This window comes from Bordetella genomosp. 2, assembly GCF_002261345.1.
Lineage (GTDB): Bacteria > Pseudomonadota > Gammaproteobacteria > Burkholderiales > Burkholderiaceae_B > Bordetella_A.
In genome coordinates this window covers 54,237-73,595 of the sequence record NZ_NEVT01000006.1, presented here as the reverse complement: position 1 = coordinate 73,595, position 19,359 = coordinate 54,237, and the positions used below count along the sequence as shown (strand labels likewise).

Here is a 19,359-nt window from a genome sequence, read left to right as displayed (position 1 = left end):
CAAACGCCGTACCGCGCGCTACTCGCGGGCGCGCACCGCCTTGGCGAGCCGCCGATAGCGTTCGGCGATCTCGTTGAGCTCTTCCTCGTCCAGGTCCTCGATATCGACGAGTTTTTCGCTGGCGCCCTTCAGGGCCATGAGCAGTTCATCGAGCTTGACGTGCAGCGCGCGGCTGTCCTTGTTCTGGTTCTGCTGGATCAGGAACACCATCAGGAAGGTGATGATGGTGGTTCCGGTGTTGACCACCAGTTGCCACACTTCCGAAAAGCCTGCCCACGGACCGGCGGCCGCCCACAACAGGATGATGAGGACCGCGCAGCCGAACGCCACGGGCGAACCGGTGGCCCGGGCCACTGTCGTGGCGAAGCGGTCGAACATGCGGGCCATGCGCGACCCGCGGCGCCCCTGCGCGTGCCGGGCGGCTTCGCGCCGGGGCTCCTTGTCGGGCCCCTGCCCCTGCCCATGGCGTGGACGCTGCCTGGCGTTGCGGGCATGACTGTGATCGCCGGTATTGGTATGGTGGCTCATGGCATTCTCCTAGATGACGATCGCTGGCGTGGCATCGGCGCGCGGCTACAGGCCGAGCGCCGACAACATCAGGAAGGTGGCGAACAGGGCGAAATGGGTCATGCCCTCGATCGCGTTGGTCTGGCCGTCGTTCAGGTTGATCGCGGTGACCACCAGCGTGACCAGCACCATCATGGTCTGCACGGGCGTCATGGCCATCTCGAAGGGCTGGCCGGTGTACAGCGCCAGCGCCTCCATGATCGGCACCGTCAGGATCACGGTCGACAGCGACGCGCCCAGGGCGATGTTGACCACCGATTGCATGCGGTTGGCCAGCGCGGCCCGCAAGGCGGTGAGGATTTCCGGGCTGGCCGAGATCAGCGCCACCACGATGCCCGGCAGCACGGCCGGCACGGCCACGTGCTCGAGCGACACATTGAGCGTGGACGCCATGACCTCGGAGAGCGCGCCAATCAGTACTACGCCGGCGATCAGCAGCGCCACCGAGAACCCCGTCGAGCGCTTGCGGCCCTGCGGCGCGACCGGGCGCCGGCGCTTCTCGGGGTAGCTATAACTGAAGAAATAGCTGTGCGGCCCGGTCTGCATGCGCAGGAACACCGCGTACAGCATCACCATCACGAATATCGTAAAGCCGGAATAGAGGTGCCAGCGGTCGCGCGGGATGAACTCCGGCACGATCATGGAAATGGCCATGGCGGTCAGGATCATGACCGTATAGGTGCGGGCCGAATCGTCGTTGTAGGCTTGTTCGCCATGCTTGAGCCCGCCCATCAGGGCCGCCAGCCCCAGGATGCCGTTGATGTCGAGCATGACCGCGGCATAGATGGTGTCTCGCACCAGCGTGGGCGACGGCTCGTGCGAGATGACGATGCCCAGGACCACGACTTCGACCAGCACGGCCGACAGCGTCAGCACCATGGTGCCGTAGGGATCGCCCAGGCGATGGGCCAGTTGCTCGGCATGGAATGCGACCCGCTGCGATGCGCAGATGATCGCCATCACCAGCACAACGGTGGCGGCCACCGCGATATCGAGTCCGCTGCCGGTCAGCCGGCCGGCGGCGCCGTACGCGGCGATCGCAATCGCCAGCGCCAGCAACAACAATGCTTCCTGCTTCAACACCGCTTGCATGCGCGCTCTCCTGGAACGGACGAACCGCCTGCCGCTAACCCATCGCGATCAGCGCGACGGCAAGCGCGGCCATGGCCAGCCCGGCCACTTGCAATGGCGCCAGACGCTCGCGCAACACGTAGACGCCCAACAGCGCCGGCACTACAGGATACAGCGAGGAAATCGCCACGGCCGTGCTCATCAGGCCCAGGCGGGCGGCGTGCAGGTACAGGGCCAGCGACACTACCGCGGCCGCGCCGAGCGCCAGCGCGGGCCGGGCGAGAGCGGAACGCCATGACAGCGGCAGATGCAGCGACCTGGCCAGTATTGCGACGGTGCACATGGCGGCCAGGCGGTTGGCGGCCAACGGCCAATAGCCGGCCGCGTCGCCGGGCATGAAGACGGCGGTCGACTGGAGCGCGAAGCCCACCCCCGCGATCGCGCCTTCCAGGGCGCCGCCGGTCTGCAGGGCGGCCCGCAGCCGGTCGCCGCAGGAAACCAGCCACAGCGCCGTCGCCGCGGCGACGATGCCGATGTAAACCTGCGCCGAGGGACGCTCGCCCAGGAACAAGACGCCTGCCAGCGCCGGCAGGGCGATGGCGGCGACGGCGCTGACCGGCACCACCACGCAAAGCTGGCCGCGCCGCATGCCCAGGTACAGGAACATGATGCCGACGCCCGTGCCGATGCCCGACAAGGCGCCCCACCCCAGCGTGGCCGCGGCCGGCATGCCGGCGCTGACGGATATCGCCACGGGCAAGGCGAGCAGCAAGCCGCCCAGCTGCACCAGCGCCGCGATGGACGCCGCGCCGCCGCGGCGCGCCAGCAGCGCGGCGGCGAAGTCGATCAGGCCGAAAATCAGCGCCGACCATAGCGCCAGTAGCGTAGCCAATGTGCCTCCCGTGCAAGCATTGGCTGGCAGCAAGCCATATGCCGCGCAGCATCGCGGTGACCGGCATGGCCGCGCTCAGTCGTCGCCCGCCACGGCCAGCTCTGCCTCCAGGCTGCTCACCCCCAGCCCGTGATACTTGCGTCCCAGGTCCACGGTGGCCTGGAAGAACCCCGCTTTGCTGCCGCAGTCATAGCGCACGCCCTCGTACTGATAGCCGTAGACGCCGCGGCTGGCGAGCAGGCCGGCAATGCCGTCGGTGAGCTGGATCTCGCCCCCCACGCCCGCCTGGGTGGCGCGCAGTTGGTCGAATATCTGCGGCTCGAGCACATAGCGGCCCACCACCGCCAGCGTGGTCGGGGCATCGGCCGGCGCCGGTTTTTCCACGATGCCGCTCAGCCGGGCGGTGCGCGCATCGACGCGGCGGCCCGAGATGATGCCGTATTTGTCGGTCTGGTCGCGCGCCACGCTCTGGATGGCCACCACGCTGCCATCGTGGCGGCGCGCGGCTTCGATCAACTGTGCGGTGGCCGGTATGTCGGAATCGATCAGGTCGTCGGCCAGCAGCACGGCGAACGGCTCGTCGCCCACGATGGGGGCGGCGCACAGCACCGCATGGCCCAGCCCGAGCGGCGCCGCCTGGCGCGTATAGATGCAGTTGACGTGGGCGGGAATGACGTTGCGCACCGCGTCGAGCAGCTTGGTCTTGTGCTTGGCTTCCAGGCCCGCCTCCAGTTCCGGCACGCTATCGAAATGGTCCTCGATGGCGCGCTTGTTGCGCCCCGTGATGAAAATCAGTTCGGTGATCCCCGCCTCCACCGCTTCCTCCACGGCATATTGGATGAGCGGCTTGTCGACGATGGGCAACATTTCTTTCGGCATGGCCTTGGTGGCGGGCAGGAACCGGGTGCCCATGCCGGCGACGGGAAACACGGCTTTGCGAATCGGCTTCATGATGTTCTCGGCAGTTATTGGTGCCGCAGCCGTAGCAAGCGGCGTGCCGCCCTTGCAACAAAAAGCCCGCCGAAGCGGGCCCGAAGACAGGATTGAAGGTTCAGTGCTTGGCTGGGAAGTCGCTGGGCCACTTCATGTAGTCTTCGCGTTCCCCGCGTGACGTGTATGTCATAGTGGTCTCCTGTGGCGTGGAATACGCCTGTTTCAGTGAGACCCTTTTTGTGGCGAAAAGTTCCGGTTGTATGCCTTCTTTACCGTAATGACCGGATCATGGGATGAGACTGCAAATGCGCCAGCAGGTTCTGCCGCTGGCGCGCGGTCAGGGCCGACCTGGCGATCAGGTCGGGCCACTGCGCCGCGGCTGTCCTGACGCAATCGGCGACGGCTTTGGCCGCCGGTTTCTCGGGAATGCCCAGGCCGGCGCAGAACGCCCGCACCATCGCGGGCGACAAGGCCGGCTTGGCGCCGGCGGCCTGCTGCGCGGCGGACCGGCGCGGCTCCAGGGCGGCGGGCACGATGCGCAGCGCATGGCCCTGGCAGGCATGGTAGGCGGCGTAGCCCACGATGTCGTAGGCCGGCGCCAGGCGCGGCGTCCTGCCGTCGGGGTACAACAGCCCGAGATTCTTCAAGTGCATGTCCGGGTTGCCGAGCATTTCGTTGACGACCATGCGCCGGAGCAGTTCATGCACCGCCGGTTCGCCCAGCGTGTCGAAAGCCATCAATACCGCCGCCACATCCAGATAGGTGGCGGCGCGGTATTTCTCTTCCGGCATGGCGCCCAGGATTTGCGCGAAATCTTCGCAATGGGTGCGGCGGCCGGGCTGGCGGTCGTAGCGCACCACCGCCAGGAACTGGGTGCGCGCATCGACGTCGCCCAGGTCGTAGCCATGCTCGGCCGAGAGCCTGTCGAGCGGTTCGAGATAGGCGCGGCAGACCTCGACGCCCGCCGCGCTGGCCAATCGCAGCGACAGCGCTTCGAGTTCCGGCAACAGCGGCTGTCCCACCACCGGCAGCTTGGCGATGATGTGCGTGTCGTGGTCGCGGGTGCGTCCCACATAGCGCTCGCCCTGCTTGATGACCCCCAGCTTGGGTTGCACGCCGGATAGCGATACGCCCTGCTCCATCGGGTCGGCCGTCACGGTCATTTCCAGCGCGTCCTGGTCTTGCGTGACGTAATGCGCCAGCTCGTCGCGCGACAGCTCCACCGGGCGGGCGTATACATTGCCGGGCAGGTCCGCGCCGCAGGCCGCCAGCATCTCGAAATGATCCTTCGGATCGCAGCCGCGGATGCGCGCGACATGGTCGCGGAACACGCCTTCGGGCAGGAGGTTCTGGAAGAACGCCGGCAACAGCCAGCCATTGTGCGGCGAATGACGGCCATTGAGCGGTTCGCTGCGTACATCGGTCCAGAAGGCCGCCTGATCCTGGGGCGAATCGGCCAGGTACGCGGCCGACAGGACGGCGGCGTCGGCCTGCCGCGCGAAAGCCTCGTCGGCGACGAAGCGGGTCACGACCTCCGCCCCCGGCATGCTGTACTGGAACAGCACGCCGACGCGCTCGGGACCGATGAAGATGGCCAGCGCCTTGACGTTCACCGGGGCTCTCCCGGGATTTTCTTGCGGGCGACCTGGATGCGGGTGGGCACCACCGGCTTGGACGGCGCGGCGGCGTCGAAAGCCGGGGCGGCGCCCTTGGGCACCAGCAGCACTTCCAGCCCCAGCCGGTCGGCCAGGGCCAGCAGCGTGCTGACCTTGAAATCCTGTTCGCCGCTGAGCACGTTGGTGAGCGTGCGTTGCGCCACCCCAGCGGCTTCGCGCAGCGAGGCCTGGGTCTGGCCGCGTTCGCGCAGGCGCTGCCGCAGCACGGCCGCAATGGCTGGTAAGGTCTTCATGGCAATAAAGTAGTCTGAAAGCGGATATGACTACTATAGTGCCATATTTTCCCATATCAATAGCATCAAAGTAGTATTTATCCAAAAAATACTACTTTGATGCCATAAAACTACTGGAATGCTGTTTCCATGAAGGTGCGCAGCTTGCGCGAGTGCAGGCGCTCCGGCGGCATCTCGCGCAAGCGCTCCAGCGCCCGGATGCCGATTTCCAGGTGCTGGTTCACCTGCCCGCGATAAAAGGCGCTCGCCATGCCGGGCAGTTTGAGCTCGCCATGCAGGGGCTTGTCCGATACGCACAGCAAGGTGCCATACGGGACCCGGAAGCGGAACCCATTAGCGGCAATGGTGGCGGACTCCATGTCCAGGGCGATCGCGCGCGACTGGGTGAAACGCTCCACCAGTTCGGTGTGGTCGCGCAGTTCCCAATTGCGGTTGTCGATACTGGCGACCGTGCCGGTGCGCATGATGCGCTTGAGCTCCCAGCCCGACAGCCCCGCCACTTCCTCGACCGCCTGTTCGAGCGCGACCTGCACTTCCGCCAGCGGCGGCACCGGCACCCAGGTCGGCAGATCGTGATCGAGCACGTGGTCGTCGCGCACATAGCCGTGCGCCAGCACATAGTCGCCCAGGCGCTGCGAATCGCGCAGCCCGGCGCAATGGCCCAGCATCAGCCAGGCATGGGGGCGCAGCACGGCGATGTGATCGGTGATGGTCTTGGCGTTGGAGGGACCGACGCCGATATTGACCAGCGTAATGCCGGAATGGTTGGGCCGCACCAGATGGTAGGCGGGCATCTGCGGCAAGCGCACGCCCCCGGCCGGCGCGGGCGGCGGGGCATTATCGCCGCGGCGCGTGATCCGGTTGCCCGGCTCGACCAGCGCATCGTAGTCGCTGTTGCCGCTGGCCATCAGCGCGCGGGCGCGGGCGCAGAACTCATCGACATAGAACTGGTAATTGGTGAACAGGACGAAGTTCTGGAAATACGCGGGCGCCGTGGCCGTGTAGTGCTGCAGGCGATGCAGCGAGTAATCGACGCGCGGCGCGGTGAACGGCGCCAGCGGCCGCGGCTCGCCCTCGCGCCCGCGCCACGAACCGTTGACGATCGCGTCGTCGGTCACGGCCAGGTCCGGCACATCGAACAGGTCGCGCAGCGGCCGCCGCATGCCTTCCAGGCGCTCGCCCTCTACATAGGCGCCGTCCGGGAAGGCGAAATGCAGCGGAATGGGCGAGTCGGACTCGCCGATCTCCACCGCCACCCGGTGGTTCTGCAGCAGCAGGCCGATCTGCTCGATGAAATAGTCGCGGAACAGGGCCGGTTGCGTCACCGTGGTCTGGTAGACGCCGGGTTCGGCGACATGGCCGAATGACAGGCGGGTATCGATGGGGTCATACGTATCGACGGCCAGGCGGATGGCCGGATAGCAGGCCCGCACCGGCCCGGGCAGGTCGCGCCCATTGACCACGTCCTGGAAGGCGGCGCGTATGAACGCGGTATTGCGCCCATAGATCTCGGCCAACCGGTCCACGGCCGCCTGCGCCTGGTCGAACCGCTGGAACTCGATGGGGTCGGGACGACGAACAGCAGAGATGGAAAAGTCAATAGTCATGAGGCGATTTCCGGAAGACAGCATGCCGGCGGCGCGGCTGCCGGGATTATGCCGCAACCGCACGACCCCGCTTGCGCTCGCGCAAGCCACCTGCATCTGTCTGCATCATCCTAGTAATAACCCGTAAATGCAAAGAAACATCAATCCGTTAAAATACCGCTGGCTGCGTTGTATACGCGCCACACTCGTCGCCGGCTTGACGTAGTCAGCCATCCCGCCCGCTCCGATTTCTGAAGTGTCGCAATGACTCCACCGACGCGAAAAGTCCGTCCTGCCCTATCCGCCTTTCCTGCATTCCTGGCCGCCCCCCTCCTGGCGCTCGGCCTGTCCTGGCTCCCCCTCTCTCCCGCCCATGCGTCGCTCTCGCCCGAAGCCCTGGCTTCGCTCAAGGGCCTGCGCCTGGTCGATCCGCTCACGGTGCCGTCGCTGTCCGACATGGTGGTGCGCGCCGGGCTGGACACCCTCGGCACGCCCTACGTCTGGGGCGGCGAAGATCCGGACGGCGGCTTCGATTGCAGCGGCCTGACGCAATTCGTGTACCGCGAGATCGCCGGCGTGGAACTGCCGCGCACCGCCCGCGAGCAGCGCCGCGCCGGCAAGTCGGCCAACAAGAAGCAGCTCAAGCCGGGCGACCTGGTCTTCTTCGCCACCCGCCGCCGCGGCGGCGTGTCGCACGTGGGCATCTACATCGGCCAGAACCAATTCGTGCACGCCCCCACGCGCGGCTCCAAGGTGCGCATCGACAGCCTGGACAACAGCTACTGGTCGCGCCATTACGTCACCGCGCGGCGCTATCTCGATACGGCCCCGGACACCGCCCCGGCCGGCCATCTGATCGCCAAGGCCGATACCTCCACGCCTTGAACCGGGCCCGCCGGCCCGGAACAAAAAAGCGCCCATTCACGGGCGCTTTTTTCATGGTCGTGCGCGGGCTCAGCCGCGCCCCACGAACGGCATGTTGGTGGCCATGATGGTCATGAACTGTACATTGGCGTCGAGCGGCAGCTTGGCCATGGACACGACGGCATGCGCCACGTGCGCCACGTCCATGCGCGGCTCGGCGCGGCGGCTGCCATCAGCCTGCAGGATGCCGGCGGCCATGCGCTCGGTCATGTCGGTGGCGGCATTGCCGATGTCGATCTGGCCGCAGGCGATGCCGTAGGGGCGGCAGTCCAGCGAAATCGACTTGGTCAGGCCGGTGACGGCGTGCTTGGTGGCGGTATAGGCGATCGACATGGGGCGCGGCGCGTGCGCCGAGATCGAGCCGTTGTTGATGATGCGCCCGCCACCAGGCTGCTGCGCCTTCATCAGGCGGATGGCGGCCTGGGCGCACAGGAACATGCCGGTCAGGTTGATATCCACCACTTCGCGCCACAGGTCGACCGGCAGGTCCTCGATGGGCACCGCCGGCGTATTGCGGCCGGCATTGTTGAACAGGACGTCGAGCCGGCCGTAGGCGCGCTGGGTTTCGTCGAACAGGCTGCGCACGGCTTGCTCATCGGAAACGTCGGTCGGCACCACCAGCGCCCGCACGCCGTCTTCGCCGGCGGCGGTGCGGGTTTGTTCCAGCATCTCGCGGCGCCGGCCGGCCAGCACCACACGATAGCCCTGCGCCAGGAACTCGAGCGCCACCGCCCGGCCTATGCCTGTCCCGGCTCCGGTCACCAGCGCAACCTGGGCGCCGGGTTGGTCTTTCGCATGCATCCGAATCTCCATCTGATTGAACCGCAAAATCCTAACGCAATCGGCACGCAGGGGTTGCAAGTAGCAGTGACGAGGACGCGCGCCGGCTTACAAGGAATATATAATTATTCCTAATTTGCTTATTTCCATTAGAAATTAAGCAAGACCAGCCCTTCAAGCTGAATCCAGTCGAAGTATGCACCTTTTCTATCGAAAGGTTGCGCTCTTTGTTTCTCCTGCTGCAATGACCCTGTTCCGATTTTCCTGTCCTGCATCACGCCCCGCGCCATGGCCCGCCGCCGTGGCGCTGGCCTTGTCATTGGCGGCCGGCCCGGCGCCGGCCCAATCCGTCGACCCGGCCCGCATCGCCGCCAGCGGCGCCAACGGCGCGGCGGCTTGCGCCACCTGTCATGGCGCGCGCGGCGAAGGCAACCCTGCCGCGAACTTCCCGCGCCTGGCCGGACTCGGCAGCGACTACCTGCGCGAACAACTGGACGCGCTGGCCAACGGCTCCCGGCCCAATCCCGTGATGGCGCCGATTGCCGCGGCGTTGAGCGCCGAGCAGCGCGCCGCGCTGGCCAGCTATTACGCCGGCCTGCCGGCTCCGCTGGATGCCGACCGCCTGGCGGCGACGCGCGGCGCCGCCATCACGCCGGCCGACACCGGCGCCTGGCTGGCGAACCGCGGCGCCTGGGAGCGCAACATTCCCGCCTGCAGCCAGTGCCACGGGCCGGGCGGCATCGGCGTAGGCGCCGCTTTCCCCGCCCTGGCGGGCCAGTCCGCCGCCTACATCGCGGCGCAACTGCGCGCCTGGCGCGAGGGGCGCCGCCCGCCGGGGCCGCTGGCCCTCATGCCGGCGGTGGCCACGCGCCTGTCGGACCAGGAAATCGACGCTGTTGCCGCCTACTACGGCGACCTGCCCAAAGCGGCGCAGGACCAGGCCGGCCAACCTGCGGGAGGCCGCCAATGAAACTCCGCCGCCGTCTTTCCGCCCCCGCCCTGGCCGCCCTGGCATGCGCGTTCGCCATGCAAGCGGCCGCGCAACTGCGCGCCGCCGAGGCCCCGCCGCCGTTCACGCCGCCCGCGCCCGGCAGCATTCCCGATACGCCGTTCGGCGAGGTGGTGCGCCAGGGCGAGCAGTTGTTCATCAATACGCCCGCCCACGCCGCCAAGTTCGTCGGCAACGACCTGAATTGCGCCAGCTGCCACCTGGATGCCGGCCGGCGGCCCGATTCGGCGCCGATGTGGGCGGCCTATGTGCTGTACCCGGCCTACCGGGCCAAGAACGGCCACGTCAATACCCTGGCCGAACGCCTGCAGGGCTGCTTCCGCTACAGCATGAACGGCAAGCCGCCGGCGGCCGACGACCCGGTGATCGTCGCGCTGGAAAGCTATATGTTCTGGCTGGCCAGCAAGGCCCCGACCGGCGTCAAGCTGGCGGGCCAGGGCTACCGCAAGCTGCCGCCGCCGGCCGCCAAGCCGGACTACCTGCGCGGCCAGGAGGTGTACGGCCAGTATTGCGCGGTATGCCACGGGGCCGAGGGCCAGGGCCAGAAAAACGGCAAGCACTGGGTGTTCCCGGCGCTGTGGGGCGACGCGTCGTATAACTGGGGCGCGGGCATGCACCAACTGAGCAATGCGGCGGCATTCATCCACGCCAACATGCCGCTCGGCCAGGCGGGCCTGCTCAGCGAACAGCAGGCCTGGGACGTGGCCTACTTCATGAACGCGCACGAGCGTCCCCAGGACCCCCGCTACACCGGGTCGGTGGCCGACACCCGCGCCAAGTACCACGACACGGAGGACTCGCTGTACGGGCTGGAAGTCCAGGGCCATCTGCTGGGCAGCGCCGCGCCGCCGTCCGGCGGCAAGCTGCGCGCCGGCCGCTAGCCACAGGGGCTCCGCGACGGCCGCCGCCCCATGGCGGCGGCCGATTTGCTATTCTTCGCGTCTTACCCTGTACGTCCCGTCCGATTCATGTCCGACCACCCTCCCGGCAATGTTTTCATGATCGTCGCGCCCAGCGGCGCCGGCAAATCCAGCCTGGTCAAGGCCCTGCTCGACCAGGACAAGTCGCTGGTGCTCTCGGTGTCGTGCACCACCCGCGCGCCGCGCAAGGGCGAAGTCGACGGGCGCGAATACCGCTTCATCACCCCCGAGCAATTCGACGAGCTGCGCAAGAGCCAGGCCTTGCTCGAATGGGCCGAGGTGCACGGCAATTTCTACGGCACGCCGCGCGACCTCATCGACCAGGCCACCCGCGACGCCCGCGACGTGCTGCTAGAGATCGACTGGCAGGGCGCGCGCCAGGTCAAGCAGCGCTATCCGGACGCCATCGGCATCTTCATCCTGCCGCCCTCCATCGACGAACTCGAGCACCGGCTCAAGGCGCGCGGCCAGGATGCGCCCCAGGTGATCGCGCGCCGGCTGCTGGCCGCGGGCGGCGAGATCGCGCACGCGCCGGAATGTGAATATGTTATTATTAATCAAGAATTTAGCGTAGCCTTGGCGGAATTGGTGCAAATCATCAGCGCTGCCCGGCTGCGTTTTTCGTCTCAGGCCGTCCGCCACGCGCCCTTGTTCGCGCAACTGGGCATTCCGGCGGCGCACTGACACGGTTTTCGCCCCTTTTCAACATTCCTTCCAGGTATCTCATGGCCCGTATTACCGTCGAAGACTGTCTGACCCAAGTCCCCAACCGCTTCAAGCTCACGCTGGCCGCCACCTATCGCGCCCGCGAGCTGGCGCAGGGTCACGCGCCGCGCATCGACAGCAAGGACAAGCCCACGGTGACCGCCCTGCGCGAGATCGCCGGCGGCCACACCGGCCTGGAAATGCTGCGCAAAGTCCCCACCTGATCCGGGCCTGGGGGCGGCAACATGGCTTTTCCCCGGCTGAAGTACGCTTCCACCGGGCTGCTCGCCGCCTTGCGCGCGGGCTCCCGCCTGGGACGCCGCCCCGGCAAGAAGGGTTCCCCCGCCCAATTGGCCGCGCCGGCCGACGCCGCCGACGCGCCGCCCTCGCCGGTCGCTTCGCTGGCGCCGCTGACCGAAATCATCGGCAGCTACCTCGATAAGAAAGACGTCGAACGCGTGCGCGAAGCCTATCGCTTCGCCGACCAGGCGCACCTGGGCCAGTTCCGCGCAAGCGGCTCGCCCTACATTTCGCACCCCATCGCGGTCACGGAGATCTGCGCCGCCTGGAAGCTCGACGCCAATGCGCTGTCGGCCGCCCTGCTGCACGACGTGATCGAGGACCAGGGCATCGCCAAGCACGAGCTGGCCGAGAAATTCGGCACCGAAGTCGCCGAGCTGGTCGACGGGCTCTCCAAACTGGACCGCCTCGACTTCGCCACCAAGGCCGAGCAGCAGGCCGAGAGTTTCCGCAAGATGCTGCTGGCCATGGCGCGCGACGTGCGGGTCATCCTGATCAAGCTGGCGGACCGCCTGCACAACATGCGCACGCTCGACGCGGTCAGCCCCGAGAAGCGCCGCCGCATCGCCCGCGAAACGCTCGACATCTACGCGCCCATCGCGCATCGCCTGGGCCTCAACGTACTGTTTCGCGAGCTGCAGGACCTCTGCTTCGCGGCGATGTTCCCCAACCGCTATGAAGTCCTGTACCGGGCCGTGCTGGCCGCGCGCGGCAACCGCCGCGAAGTGATCGGCAAGATCGGCGACGCGGTGCGAGCCGCCCTGCCCGCCGCGGGCATCGAGGCCGAAGTCTCCGGCCGCGAAAAGACGCTCTACGGCATCTACACCAAGATGGTCGAGCAAAAGAAGTCGTTCTCCGAGGTGCTCGACATCTACGGCTTTCGCGTCATCGTGCACACGCTGCCGGAATGCTACCTGGCGCTGGGCACGCTGCACCAGCTCTACCGGCCGGTGCCGGGCAAGTTCAAGGACTACATCGCCATCCCGAAGGTCAATGGCTACCAGTCGCTGCACACCACGCTGGTGGGGCCGTACGGCACGCCGGTCGAGTTCCAGTTCCGTACGCGCGACATGCACCACATCGCCGAGGAAGGCGTCGCGTCGCACTGGCTGTACAAGGGTGCCGACGTCTCGCTGAACGACCTGCAAAAGCGCACCCACCAGTGGCTGCAGTCGCTGCTGGACATCCAGAGCCAGACCGGCGATTCCGGCGAATTCCTGGAGCACGTCAAGGTCGACCTGTTCCCGGACGCGGTGTATGTCTTCACCCCGCGCGGCAAGATCATTTCGCTGCCGCGCGGCGCCACGCCGGTCGACTTCGCCTACGCCATCCACACCGATATCGGCAACCAGGCGGTGGCGGCCAAGGTCAACAACGAGTTCGTGCCGCTGCGCACCGAACTGAGCAGCGGCGACACCGTCGAGATCATCACCTCGCCGGCCTCGCGGCCCAACGCGCAATGGCTCAACTACGTGCGCACCGGCCGCGCGCGCTCGGAAATCCGCCATTACCTGCGCACGGTCAAGTACGAAGAGTCGGTGGCGTTCGGCGAGCGGCTGCTGGAGCAGGCGCTGCAGGAACTGCACCTGTCCCTGCCGGCGTCCGACGATCCCGCCTGGCAGAAGCTGGCCCGCAGCACGGGCGCCAGCTCGCGCGAGGAAATCCTGGCCGACATCGGGCTGGGCAAGCGCCTGGCCGCCGTGGTGGCGCGCCGCTTTGCGCCCGAGCATCAACTGGTGGCCACCACCGCCGCCGCCGTGGACGAGATCACCTCGGCCCGCAGCGCGCCCATCCTGATCCAGGGCAACGAAGGCCAGGCGGTGCAGCTGGCGCCATGCTGCGGCCCGCTGCCCGGCGACCCCATCGTGGCCGGGCTGCGGCTCGGCCAGGGACTGGTGGTGCATACCGCCGACTGCCCGATCGCGGTGCGCCAGCGCGCCCGCGAGCCCGAGCGCTGGGTCAACGTGGCCTGGGACGCGCAGACCGCCAAGCACCTGTCGACCCGGCTCGACGTCATCACGCGCAATGAGCGCGGCGTGCTGGGCCGGCTGGCCGCGGAAGTGACGGCGGCCGACGCCAACATCGTGCAGATCACCATGCACGACGACGCGGTCTCCACCGTGTCGCTGCACCTGACCATACAAGTCGACAGCCGCAAGCACCTGGCGCAGGTCATACGGGCCATCCGCCACGTGCCGCAGGTGCAGAAGATCGTGCGGGTCAAGGGCTGAAGCCAGGCGCCGCAGGGCGGCCTGGCACATGGCCGCTAACCCGCGGCGTCAGATCACTCCACCTTGCCGATGCGCTGCACCGCCCGCGCCATGGACTGGGCATCGGCGCGCCAGTAGTCGGCGAATTCGGGCGCATCCATGTACTGTACCGGGCTGCCGGCCGCCAGGATCGTCTGCCGCACCTTGGGGTCGTTGGCGACCTTGCGGGCCGCGGCGCGCAGGCGTTCGACCACCGGCGCCGGCGTGCCGGCCGGCACGAAGATGGCCGACCACTGCACGAACTTCACGTCGTAGCCCTGTGAAACCAGCGTCGGCACCTGCGGCAACGCCGCCAGCTGCGCATCGCCCCAGTGGGCCAGCGCCCGCAGCTTGCCGGCCTGGATGTGCTGCACCACGCTGGACGGCCCGCTGGAGATCGCGTCGACCTGCCCTCCCAGCAACGCCGCCACCGCCGGCCCGGCGCCCGTGAAAGGCACGTGCGTCAACTTGATGCCGGCGGCTGCGGCGAACATCTCCATCGGCACATGCATCGACCCGTAGATGCCGGAGCTGCCGTAGTTCAGCGCGCCGGGGCGGCGCCGCGCGTCGGCCACGAACTCCTGCACGGTCTGCCATGGCGCATCGGCGCGCACCACCAGCGCGGTGGGGTCGGCAGTGATGCGCGCGATGGGCGCGAACTGGTCGATCTGGAAGGCGGCGTTGCGGCCGAGGATCTTGTCGGCTTCGGGCAGGATCGAAATCGACGACAGGCTCATCAGCACCGTGTAGCCGTCCGGCGCGGCGCGCGCGGCCTGGCCGATGCCCACCGAACCGCCGGCGCCCGCCTTGTTCTCGATCACGACGCTTTGCCCCAGCTCGCGCGACAGCGCTTCGGCCACGGGCCGCGCCACCGTGCCGGCCACCCCGCCGGGCGGGAACGGCACGATCATCGTGATGGCGCGCTCTGGATACTGGGCATGCCCCCAGGCCGCCGCGAGCGCCAGCGCGGCGCCGCTCAACCACTTCCCCGCGGATGGAACAGCCATGTCTCCTGCCCTCCTTCTGATGTGGGTATGGGCGGGTGCGCGGGCAGGCCGGCGACTGGATGTGGCTGAACCAATTGGACCAATTATTTGCCACAACCAGAACCAACCTGCCTACTGCCGCCATTGACTGACGGCCAACTCTAGAGCCATATCGGCGCCAGCGCAAGTATTCCGCGCGTCATGGAGTTGACCAATTGGTTCAACTCCGCTACGGTGGCGATGCGACAGGAGGACAGACATGGAAGACGCCGTTGCGGGCAGCGCCTTGCGCGCCAAGGGGGCCAAGGCGCTGGCGCGCTCCCTGCTGGAGGCGATGGCCAGCGGCCGCCTGCGCGAGGGCATGCGGCTGCCGCCGGAACGCGCCTTGAGCCAGCGCTTTGGCGCCTCGCGCGGCTCGGTGCGGCGCGTGCTGGCGGAACTGCGCGAACGCGGCCTGATCGTCCAGGCGGTGGGCAGCGGTACTTTCGTGGCGGCGGGCGTCCATGCCCTGGCGCCGGCCGGCTCGCCGGCGGCGCCGCTCACCAGCCCGGCCGAACTGATGCAGGCGCGGCTGCTGATCGAGCCGCTGCTGCCGGCCCTGGTCGCGCGCAACGCCACGGCCGCCGATTTCGCCCGCATGGAGGAATGTCTGGAGCGTTCCGAGGCCGCCCGCGGCATCGAGGACTTCGAGCTGTGGGATGGCGAATTGCACAAGGCCTTTGCCGTCGCCACGCACAACACGTTGTTCCTGCAGGTCCTGGAGCTGGCCACCCGCGTGCGCGAGCAAGGCGAATGGGGACGCCTCAAGCGCAATTCGCTGACGCCGCAGCGGCGCGGCCAGTACGAGCGGCAGCACCGCGCCATCGTGGCCGCGCTGAAAGACCGCGACGCGGCGCGGGCACGGACGCTGATGGCGCAGCACCTGGAGCAGATCCAGCAGAATCTGTTCGGGACCTAGAAAAGGACAAGGTGTCAGGCCCCCTGCGGGAGCCTGACACCTGGCTAGCGCATTCAGCAGGATTCGCCCGGCAGCCAGCTCGATGGGGTGTCAGGCTCGCGCAGGGTGCCTGACACCGGCTACGGGCGCCGCCGTCGCGGCGGCTACGCCACGTGCTGCAGGAAGTCGCGCAGCCGCTGGCTGGGCGGATTCGACAGCAATTCGGCGGGCGGCCCGTCATGCGCCACTTTGCCGGCATCGATGAAGATCAGGCGGCTGCCCACCTTGCGCGCGAATTCCATTTCATGGGTAACCACCACCATGGTCATGCCCTCCTCGGCCAGGTCGCGCATGACTTTCAGGACTTCGTGGCGCAGTTCCGGGTCGAGCGCCGAGGTGGGCTCGTCGAACAGCATCAGCTTGGGCTTGATGGCCAGCGCCCGGGCGATGGCGACCCGCTGCTGCTGCCCGCCCGACAGCTCGGACGGGTAATGCTGCATGCGTTCGGCCAGGCCCACCTTGCCCAGCAGTTCCTCGGCCTGCCCGCGCGCCTCCTGGCGGCTCGCGCCGCGGGTGTGGATGGGCCCGAACATGACATTCTCGAGCGCGGTCATCTGCGGGAACAGATTGAACTGCTGGAACACCATGCCGGCCTCGCGCCGGATTTCGCGCACCTGCGCGGGCGAACCCTTCACGCTCTGGCCGTCGACCAGCAGGTCGCCGCCGTCGATCGTCTCCAGCACGTTGATGCAGCGCAGGAAGGTAGATTTGCCCGATCCCGAGGGCCCCACCACCACTACGACCTCGCCGGCGTCGATGTTGAGCGAGATGCCGTCCAGCACGGTGGAATCGCCGAAGCGCTTGGTGACATTGTGGAACTCGACCATGCTCATAGTATGCGCATCCGCTTTTCGGCCAGTCGCAGCCCGAGGGCCAGCGCGCCGGTAAGAATCAGGTAGATGATGGCCACCGCCGACCAGATTTCCACGGCCCGGAAGTTGCTGGCCATGATTTCCTGGCCCTGGCGCGTCAGCTCGGCCACGCCGATCACGATGAACAGCGATGAATCCTTCAGGCTGATGATGCACTGGTTGCCCAGCGGCGGGATCATGCGGCGGAATGCCACCGGCCCGATGATGTGGACCAGGATCTTGTGAAACGGCAGGCCCATCGCCTGCCCGGCCTCCTTCAGCCCCTTGTGCACCGACAGCAGCGAGCCGCGCACGATCTCGGCGATGTACGCGCCGGAATTGATGATGAGCGTCGCAATGGCCGCCCAGATGGCGTCCACCCGCATGCCCGGCACCAGCAACGGCAGCGCGAAGTAAATGAACATGACCTGCACCACGATGGGCGTGCCGCGGATCACCGCGATATACACCTGCGCGATGGCGGACAGGACCTTGGGGCCGTAGGCGCGGGCCACGCCGGCCAATGCGCCCAGCACGAAGCCGCCCACCAGGCCCCAGAAAGTGATCTTGACGGTCATCAGCGTGCCGTCGAGCAGATTGGGCAAGGCTGCCCAGATGACTGACCAGTCGAATTCCACGGTTCCCCCTTATGTCATACCTGCGGCGCCAGCGCGGCGCGAACCGCGGAAACGGCGCGGGCGGATGCCCGCACCAGCCCGGCAGCGCCGCTGCGCGCGCGCGATCAGGGCTGCTTGCCGAACCACTTGGTGTAGATGGCGTCGTACTGGCCGTTCGACTTCAGCGTGGCCAGGGCCTGGTTCACCTTGGGCACCAGGTCGCTGCCCTTCGGGAAGGCGATGCCGTAGAAGTCGCCGCTCTTGACCTTGCCGACCACCTTGACGCGACCCTTGCCGGCCGTGTTGGCGTAGTACTGCACATTGGGCGTGTCGTGCACCGCCGCGTCGACCCGGCCGGTGGCCAGTTCGAGGTAGGCGTTGTCGATATTGGGGAACAGCTTCAACTTGGCGCCCGGCACTTCCTTCTTCATGAAGTCGACCGTGGCCGTGCCGGTCTTGACCGCCACGCTCTTGCCGCTGAGATCCTGCGCCGTCTTGATGGCGTCATTGTCGTTGGACACCAGGATGGCCAGGCCGCTTTCGTAGTAGGGATTGGAGAAGTCGATGACTTTCTTGCGGTCGTCGCGGATCGTGATGCCGGCCAGCGCGACGTCGATGTTGCGGGTCTGCAGGCCCGGAATGATGCCGTTGAAGTCCATGGGCTGCAGCTTGTACTTCAGGTTCAGTTCCTTGGCGATGGCCGCCCACAGGTCGATGTCGAACCCTGTATAGGTGCTGCCCTGCTTGAACTCGAACGGGACGAACGCGGTGTCGGTGGCTACGACCAGCTCCTTGTCCTGGGCGACGGCGGTGGCAGTGGCGCCGATCAGGCTCAGACCCACCAGCGCGGCGGCGATTTTGCGCTTAATCATCGAAATTCTCCTGTAGAGACAACGAACCCCGGTGTCGGCCCGGGACAATCAACCGGCGCGCCAGGGCGGATGGCCGGCACGCTCGCGGGGCCATCTTAACGCATCCGTCCCCATGTGCGTCCCGCCCCCGGGAAATTACAATCGGATCAACTCCGGAGATATCCATGCCGTTCAAACCCGTACGAATCACAGGCAACCGGCGCCAGGTCGGCCTGGCGCTGGGCAAGCTGGGCCGCCCCCTGATGGCGTCCTACCTGGACCAGAGCGCGGCGTGGGCGGCGCTGCGCCCCTGGCGCGGCCATGCCTACCTGCAGGAACTGGCGGGCCATGCGCAGGAAGCCCTGCCGGCCGTCTGGGAGGAATTCGAAGGGCTGGCGGAGGGCTTGCGGATGCCGGTCGCCGACCTGCTGCTGTGGAACTGCCGCGGCGACTTGCTGCACAAGACCAGCGACGGCTGCACCTCGGTGGCCCTGCACGCGGCGAACGGCACGCGCTGGATCGCCCACAATGAAGATGGCGATCCCTACCTGTACGGCCGCTGCCATGTGGTGGACGTGCAGCCCGACGACGCGCCGGGATACGTCAGTTTCTACTATCCGGGCTCGCTGCCCGGGCATACCTTCGCCGCCAATCGCGCCGGCCTGGTGCAGACCATCAACAACCTGCGCACCCGCGCCCGCCGCGCCGGCGTGCCGCGCATGTTCCTGGCCCGCGCGGTGCTCGACTGCGCCACGCTCGACCAGGCCGTCGAACTGCTGGCGCACATGCCGCGCGCGGGCGCCTTCCACCACACCCTGGGCGCGGCCGGCGACGCGCGCCTGCTCAGCGTCGAGGCCACGCCGGGCGCCTGCTCGGCGGAAACCGTCGCGCGCCGCTACGGCCACGCCAACCACCTGATCCACCAGGGTACGCGGGACATTGCGCAGATCATCACCGACTCGTCGCGGGCGCGCCAGAACCGCATCGACCGGCTGGTCGATACCTGGAGCGAAGCCACCGGCGAAACCGAGCTGGTGGCGGCGCTGCACGACACCGAGGGCGACTTGCCCATCCTGCGCCAGGCGGCGGACGACCCGGACGAGGAAAACACCCTGGCCACGGCCGTGTTCGAACTGGACGAGCAGGACGTGGCCCTGCGCATCTACGACCGCAAGGGCCGCGTCGCGCAGGACATCGCCGTCAAATAGCCCG

At 67.5% G+C, this 19,359-nt stretch carries 20 protein-coding genes; 8 read left to right on the top strand and 12 right to left on the bottom strand.

Annotated elements, in window-relative coordinates:
- Nucleotides 1-18: 18 nt before the first annotated feature.
- From CAL24_RS10605 to CAL24_RS10575, 7 genes are all read right to left on the bottom strand, one after another.
- On the bottom strand, nt 19-528 hold the full coding sequence (locus CAL24_RS10605) for a low affinity iron permease family protein (RefSeq protein ID WP_081760495.1): 510 nt from the start codon (nt 526-528) through the stop codon (nt 19-21).
- Nucleotides 529-573: 45 nt separating this feature from the next.
- Complete coding sequence (locus tag CAL24_RS10600) at nt 574-1,659, bottom strand: calcium:proton antiporter (protein ID WP_028356241.1); 1,086 nt, start codon at nt 1,657-1,659, stop codon at nt 574-576.
- 34 nt (nt 1,660-1,693) lie between these two features.
- Nucleotides 1,694-2,530: a DMT family transporter gene (locus tag CAL24_RS10595; protein WP_094806669.1), complete on the bottom strand. Its 837-nt coding sequence runs from the start codon at nt 2,528-2,530 to the stop codon at nt 1,694-1,696.
- Between the two features lie 75 nt (nt 2,531-2,605).
- Nucleotides 2,606-3,481: a UTP--glucose-1-phosphate uridylyltransferase GalU gene (galU, locus tag CAL24_RS10590; protein ID WP_094806668.1), complete on the bottom strand. Its 876-nt coding sequence runs from the start codon at nt 3,479-3,481 to the stop codon at nt 2,606-2,608.
- A gap of 251 nt (nt 3,482-3,732) precedes the next feature.
- Nucleotides 3,733-5,076: a type II toxin-antitoxin system HipA family toxin gene (locus CAL24_RS10585; protein ID WP_094806667.1), complete on the bottom strand. Its 1,344-nt coding sequence runs from the start codon at nt 5,074-5,076 to the stop codon at nt 3,733-3,735.
- Nucleotides 5,073-5,372 carry a helix-turn-helix domain-containing protein gene (locus tag CAL24_RS10580; RefSeq protein WP_094806666.1) on the bottom strand — a complete coding sequence of 100 codons (300 nt, stop codon included), beginning with the start codon at nt 5,370-5,372 and terminating at the stop codon, nt 5,073-5,075. The genes CAL24_RS10585 and CAL24_RS10580 overlap by 4 nt, the downstream gene beginning before the upstream one ends.
- A 110-nt stretch (nt 5,373-5,482) precedes the next feature.
- Entirely contained in the window at nt 5,483-6,979 is a 1,497-nt protein-coding gene (locus CAL24_RS10575; protein WP_028356244.1) for an AMP nucleosidase, read from the bottom strand.
- A 243-nt stretch (nt 6,980-7,222) separates the two neighbouring features.
- Here CAL24_RS10575 and CAL24_RS10570 point away from each other — a divergent pair, with 243 nt between their 5' ends.
- Nucleotides 7,223-7,843: a C40 family peptidase gene (locus CAL24_RS10570; RefSeq protein ID WP_094806665.1), complete on the top strand. Its 621-nt coding sequence runs from the start codon at nt 7,223-7,225 to the stop codon at nt 7,841-7,843.
- Nucleotides 7,844-7,912: 69 nt separating this feature from the next.
- On the opposite strand, the gene CAL24_RS10565 is transcribed toward CAL24_RS10570, so the two are convergent.
- Nucleotides 7,913-8,683 (bottom strand): SDR family oxidoreductase, encoded by a 771-nt coding sequence (locus CAL24_RS10565; RefSeq protein ID WP_028356246.1) that lies wholly within the window; start codon nt 8,681-8,683, stop codon nt 7,913-7,915.
- A gap of 223 nt (nt 8,684-8,906) precedes the next feature.
- Between CAL24_RS10565 and CAL24_RS10560 the strand changes: the two genes are divergently transcribed.
- The 5 genes from CAL24_RS10560 to CAL24_RS10540 all read left to right on the top strand — a co-directional run bounded on the left by CAL24_RS10560 (nt 8,907) and on the right by CAL24_RS10540 (nt 13,827).
- Nucleotides 8,907-9,632, top strand: a complete 726-nt coding sequence (locus CAL24_RS10560) for a c-type cytochrome (protein ID WP_094806664.1) — start codon at nt 8,907-8,909, stop codon at nt 9,630-9,632.
- On the top strand, nt 9,629-10,552 hold the full coding sequence (locus CAL24_RS10555) for a c-type cytochrome (RefSeq protein ID WP_094806663.1): 924 nt from the start codon (nt 9,629-9,631) through the stop codon (nt 10,550-10,552). The genes CAL24_RS10560 and CAL24_RS10555 overlap by 4 nt, the downstream gene beginning before the upstream one ends.
- Before the next feature lie 87 nt (nt 10,553-10,639).
- Nucleotides 10,640-11,275: a guanylate kinase gene (gene gmk, locus CAL24_RS10550; protein WP_028356248.1), complete on the top strand. Its 636-nt coding sequence runs from the start codon at nt 10,640-10,642 to the stop codon at nt 11,273-11,275.
- Nucleotides 11,276-11,316: 41 nt separating this feature from the next.
- Nucleotides 11,317-11,520 carry a DNA-directed RNA polymerase subunit omega gene (gene rpoZ, locus CAL24_RS10545; protein ID WP_028356249.1) on the top strand — a complete coding sequence of 68 codons (204 nt, stop codon included), beginning with the start codon at nt 11,317-11,319 and terminating at the stop codon, nt 11,518-11,520.
- 21 nt (nt 11,521-11,541) lie between these two features.
- Nucleotides 11,542-13,827 carry a RelA/SpoT family protein gene (locus tag CAL24_RS10540; protein WP_094806662.1) on the top strand — a complete coding sequence of 762 codons (2,286 nt, stop codon included), beginning with the start codon at nt 11,542-11,544 and terminating at the stop codon, nt 13,825-13,827.
- A gap of 53 nt (nt 13,828-13,880) precedes the next feature.
- Here CAL24_RS10540 and CAL24_RS10535 read toward each other — a convergent pair whose 3' ends face one another.
- Nucleotides 13,881-14,852, bottom strand: a complete 972-nt coding sequence (locus tag CAL24_RS10535) for a tripartite tricarboxylate transporter substrate binding protein (RefSeq protein ID WP_094806661.1) — start codon at nt 14,850-14,852, stop codon at nt 13,881-13,883.
- 238 nt (nt 14,853-15,090) lie between these two features.
- On the opposite strand from CAL24_RS10535, the gene CAL24_RS10530 reads away from it, so the two are divergent.
- Nucleotides 15,091-15,789 (top strand): FadR/GntR family transcriptional regulator, encoded by a 699-nt coding sequence (locus tag CAL24_RS10530; protein ID WP_094806660.1) that lies wholly within the window; start codon nt 15,091-15,093, stop codon nt 15,787-15,789.
- Nucleotides 15,790-15,932: 143 nt separating this feature from the next.
- On the opposite strand, the gene glnQ is transcribed toward CAL24_RS10530, so the two are convergent.
- From glnQ to glnH, 3 genes are all read right to left on the bottom strand, one after another.
- Nucleotides 15,933-16,661, bottom strand: a complete 729-nt coding sequence (glnQ, locus tag CAL24_RS10525) for a glutamine ABC transporter ATP-binding protein GlnQ (protein WP_028356253.1) — start codon at nt 16,659-16,661, stop codon at nt 15,933-15,935.
- A complete protein-coding gene (gene glnP, locus CAL24_RS10520) occupies nt 16,658-17,317 on the bottom strand; it encodes a glutamine ABC transporter permease GlnP (protein ID WP_028356254.1) in 660 nt (219 codons plus the stop codon). The genes glnQ and glnP overlap by 4 nt, the downstream gene beginning before the upstream one ends.
- A gap of 104 nt (nt 17,318-17,421) precedes the next feature.
- The gene (gene glnH, locus CAL24_RS10515; RefSeq protein WP_094806659.1) at nt 17,422-18,168 is read right to left on the bottom strand and encodes a glutamine ABC transporter substrate-binding protein GlnH; all 747 of its coding nucleotides are present in this window, start codon (nt 18,166-18,168) and stop codon (nt 17,422-17,424) included.
- 164 nt (nt 18,169-18,332) lie between these two features.
- Here glnH and CAL24_RS10510 point away from each other — a divergent pair, with 164 nt between their 5' ends.
- Nucleotides 18,333-19,355 (top strand): C45 family autoproteolytic acyltransferase/hydolase, encoded by a 1,023-nt coding sequence (locus CAL24_RS10510; RefSeq protein ID WP_094806658.1) that lies wholly within the window; start codon nt 18,333-18,335, stop codon nt 19,353-19,355.
- Nucleotides 19,356-19,359: the final 4 nt, after the last annotated feature.

What these genes read in the sequence shown, in the direction of transcription:
- CAL24_RS10605 (WP_081760495.1), bottom strand. Translation starts at nt 528, where the DNA reads ATGAGCCACCATACCAATACCGGCGATCACAGTCATGCCCGCAACGCC.
- CAL24_RS10600 (WP_028356241.1), bottom strand. Translation starts at nt 1,659, where the DNA reads ATGCAAGCGGTGTTGAAGCAGGAAGCATTGTTGTTGCTGGCGCTGGCG.
- galU (WP_094806668.1), bottom strand. Translation starts at nt 3,481, where the DNA reads ATGAAGCCGATTCGCAAAGCCGTGTTTCCCGTCGCCGGCATGGGCACC.
- CAL24_RS10580 (WP_094806666.1), bottom strand. Translation starts at nt 5,372, where the DNA reads ATGAAGACCTTACCAGCCATTGCGGCCGTGCTGCGGCAGCGCCTGCGC.
- CAL24_RS10575 (WP_028356244.1), bottom strand. Translation starts at nt 6,979, where the DNA reads ATGACTATTGACTTTTCCATCTCTGCTGTTCGTCGTCCCGACCCCATC.
- CAL24_RS10570 (WP_094806665.1), top strand. Translation starts at nt 7,223, where the DNA reads ATGACTCCACCGACGCGAAAAGTCCGTCCTGCCCTATCCGCCTTTCCT.
- CAL24_RS10565 (WP_028356246.1), bottom strand. Translation starts at nt 8,683, where the DNA reads ATGCATGCGAAAGACCAACCCGGCGCCCAGGTTGCGCTGGTGACCGGA.
- CAL24_RS10560 (WP_094806664.1), top strand. Translation starts at nt 8,907, where the DNA reads ATGACCCTGTTCCGATTTTCCTGTCCTGCATCACGCCCCGCGCCATGG.
- CAL24_RS10555 (WP_094806663.1), top strand. Translation starts at nt 9,629, where the DNA reads ATGAAACTCCGCCGCCGTCTTTCCGCCCCCGCCCTGGCCGCCCTGGCA.
- gmk (WP_028356248.1), top strand. Translation starts at nt 10,640, where the DNA reads ATGTCCGACCACCCTCCCGGCAATGTTTTCATGATCGTCGCGCCCAGC.
- rpoZ (WP_028356249.1), top strand. Translation starts at nt 11,317, where the DNA reads ATGGCCCGTATTACCGTCGAAGACTGTCTGACCCAAGTCCCCAACCGC.
- CAL24_RS10540 (WP_094806662.1), top strand. Translation starts at nt 11,542, where the DNA reads ATGGCTTTTCCCCGGCTGAAGTACGCTTCCACCGGGCTGCTCGCCGCC.
- CAL24_RS10535 (WP_094806661.1), bottom strand. Translation starts at nt 14,852, where the DNA reads ATGGCTGTTCCATCCGCGGGGAAGTGGTTGAGCGGCGCCGCGCTGGCG.
- CAL24_RS10530 (WP_094806660.1), top strand. Translation starts at nt 15,091, where the DNA reads ATGGAAGACGCCGTTGCGGGCAGCGCCTTGCGCGCCAAGGGGGCCAAG.
- glnQ (WP_028356253.1), bottom strand. Translation starts at nt 16,661, where the DNA reads ATGAGCATGGTCGAGTTCCACAATGTCACCAAGCGCTTCGGCGATTCC.
- glnH (WP_094806659.1), bottom strand. Translation starts at nt 18,168, where the DNA reads ATGATTAAGCGCAAAATCGCCGCCGCGCTGGTGGGTCTGAGCCTGATC.
- CAL24_RS10510 (WP_094806658.1), top strand. Translation starts at nt 18,333, where the DNA reads ATGCCGTTCAAACCCGTACGAATCACAGGCAACCGGCGCCAGGTCGGC.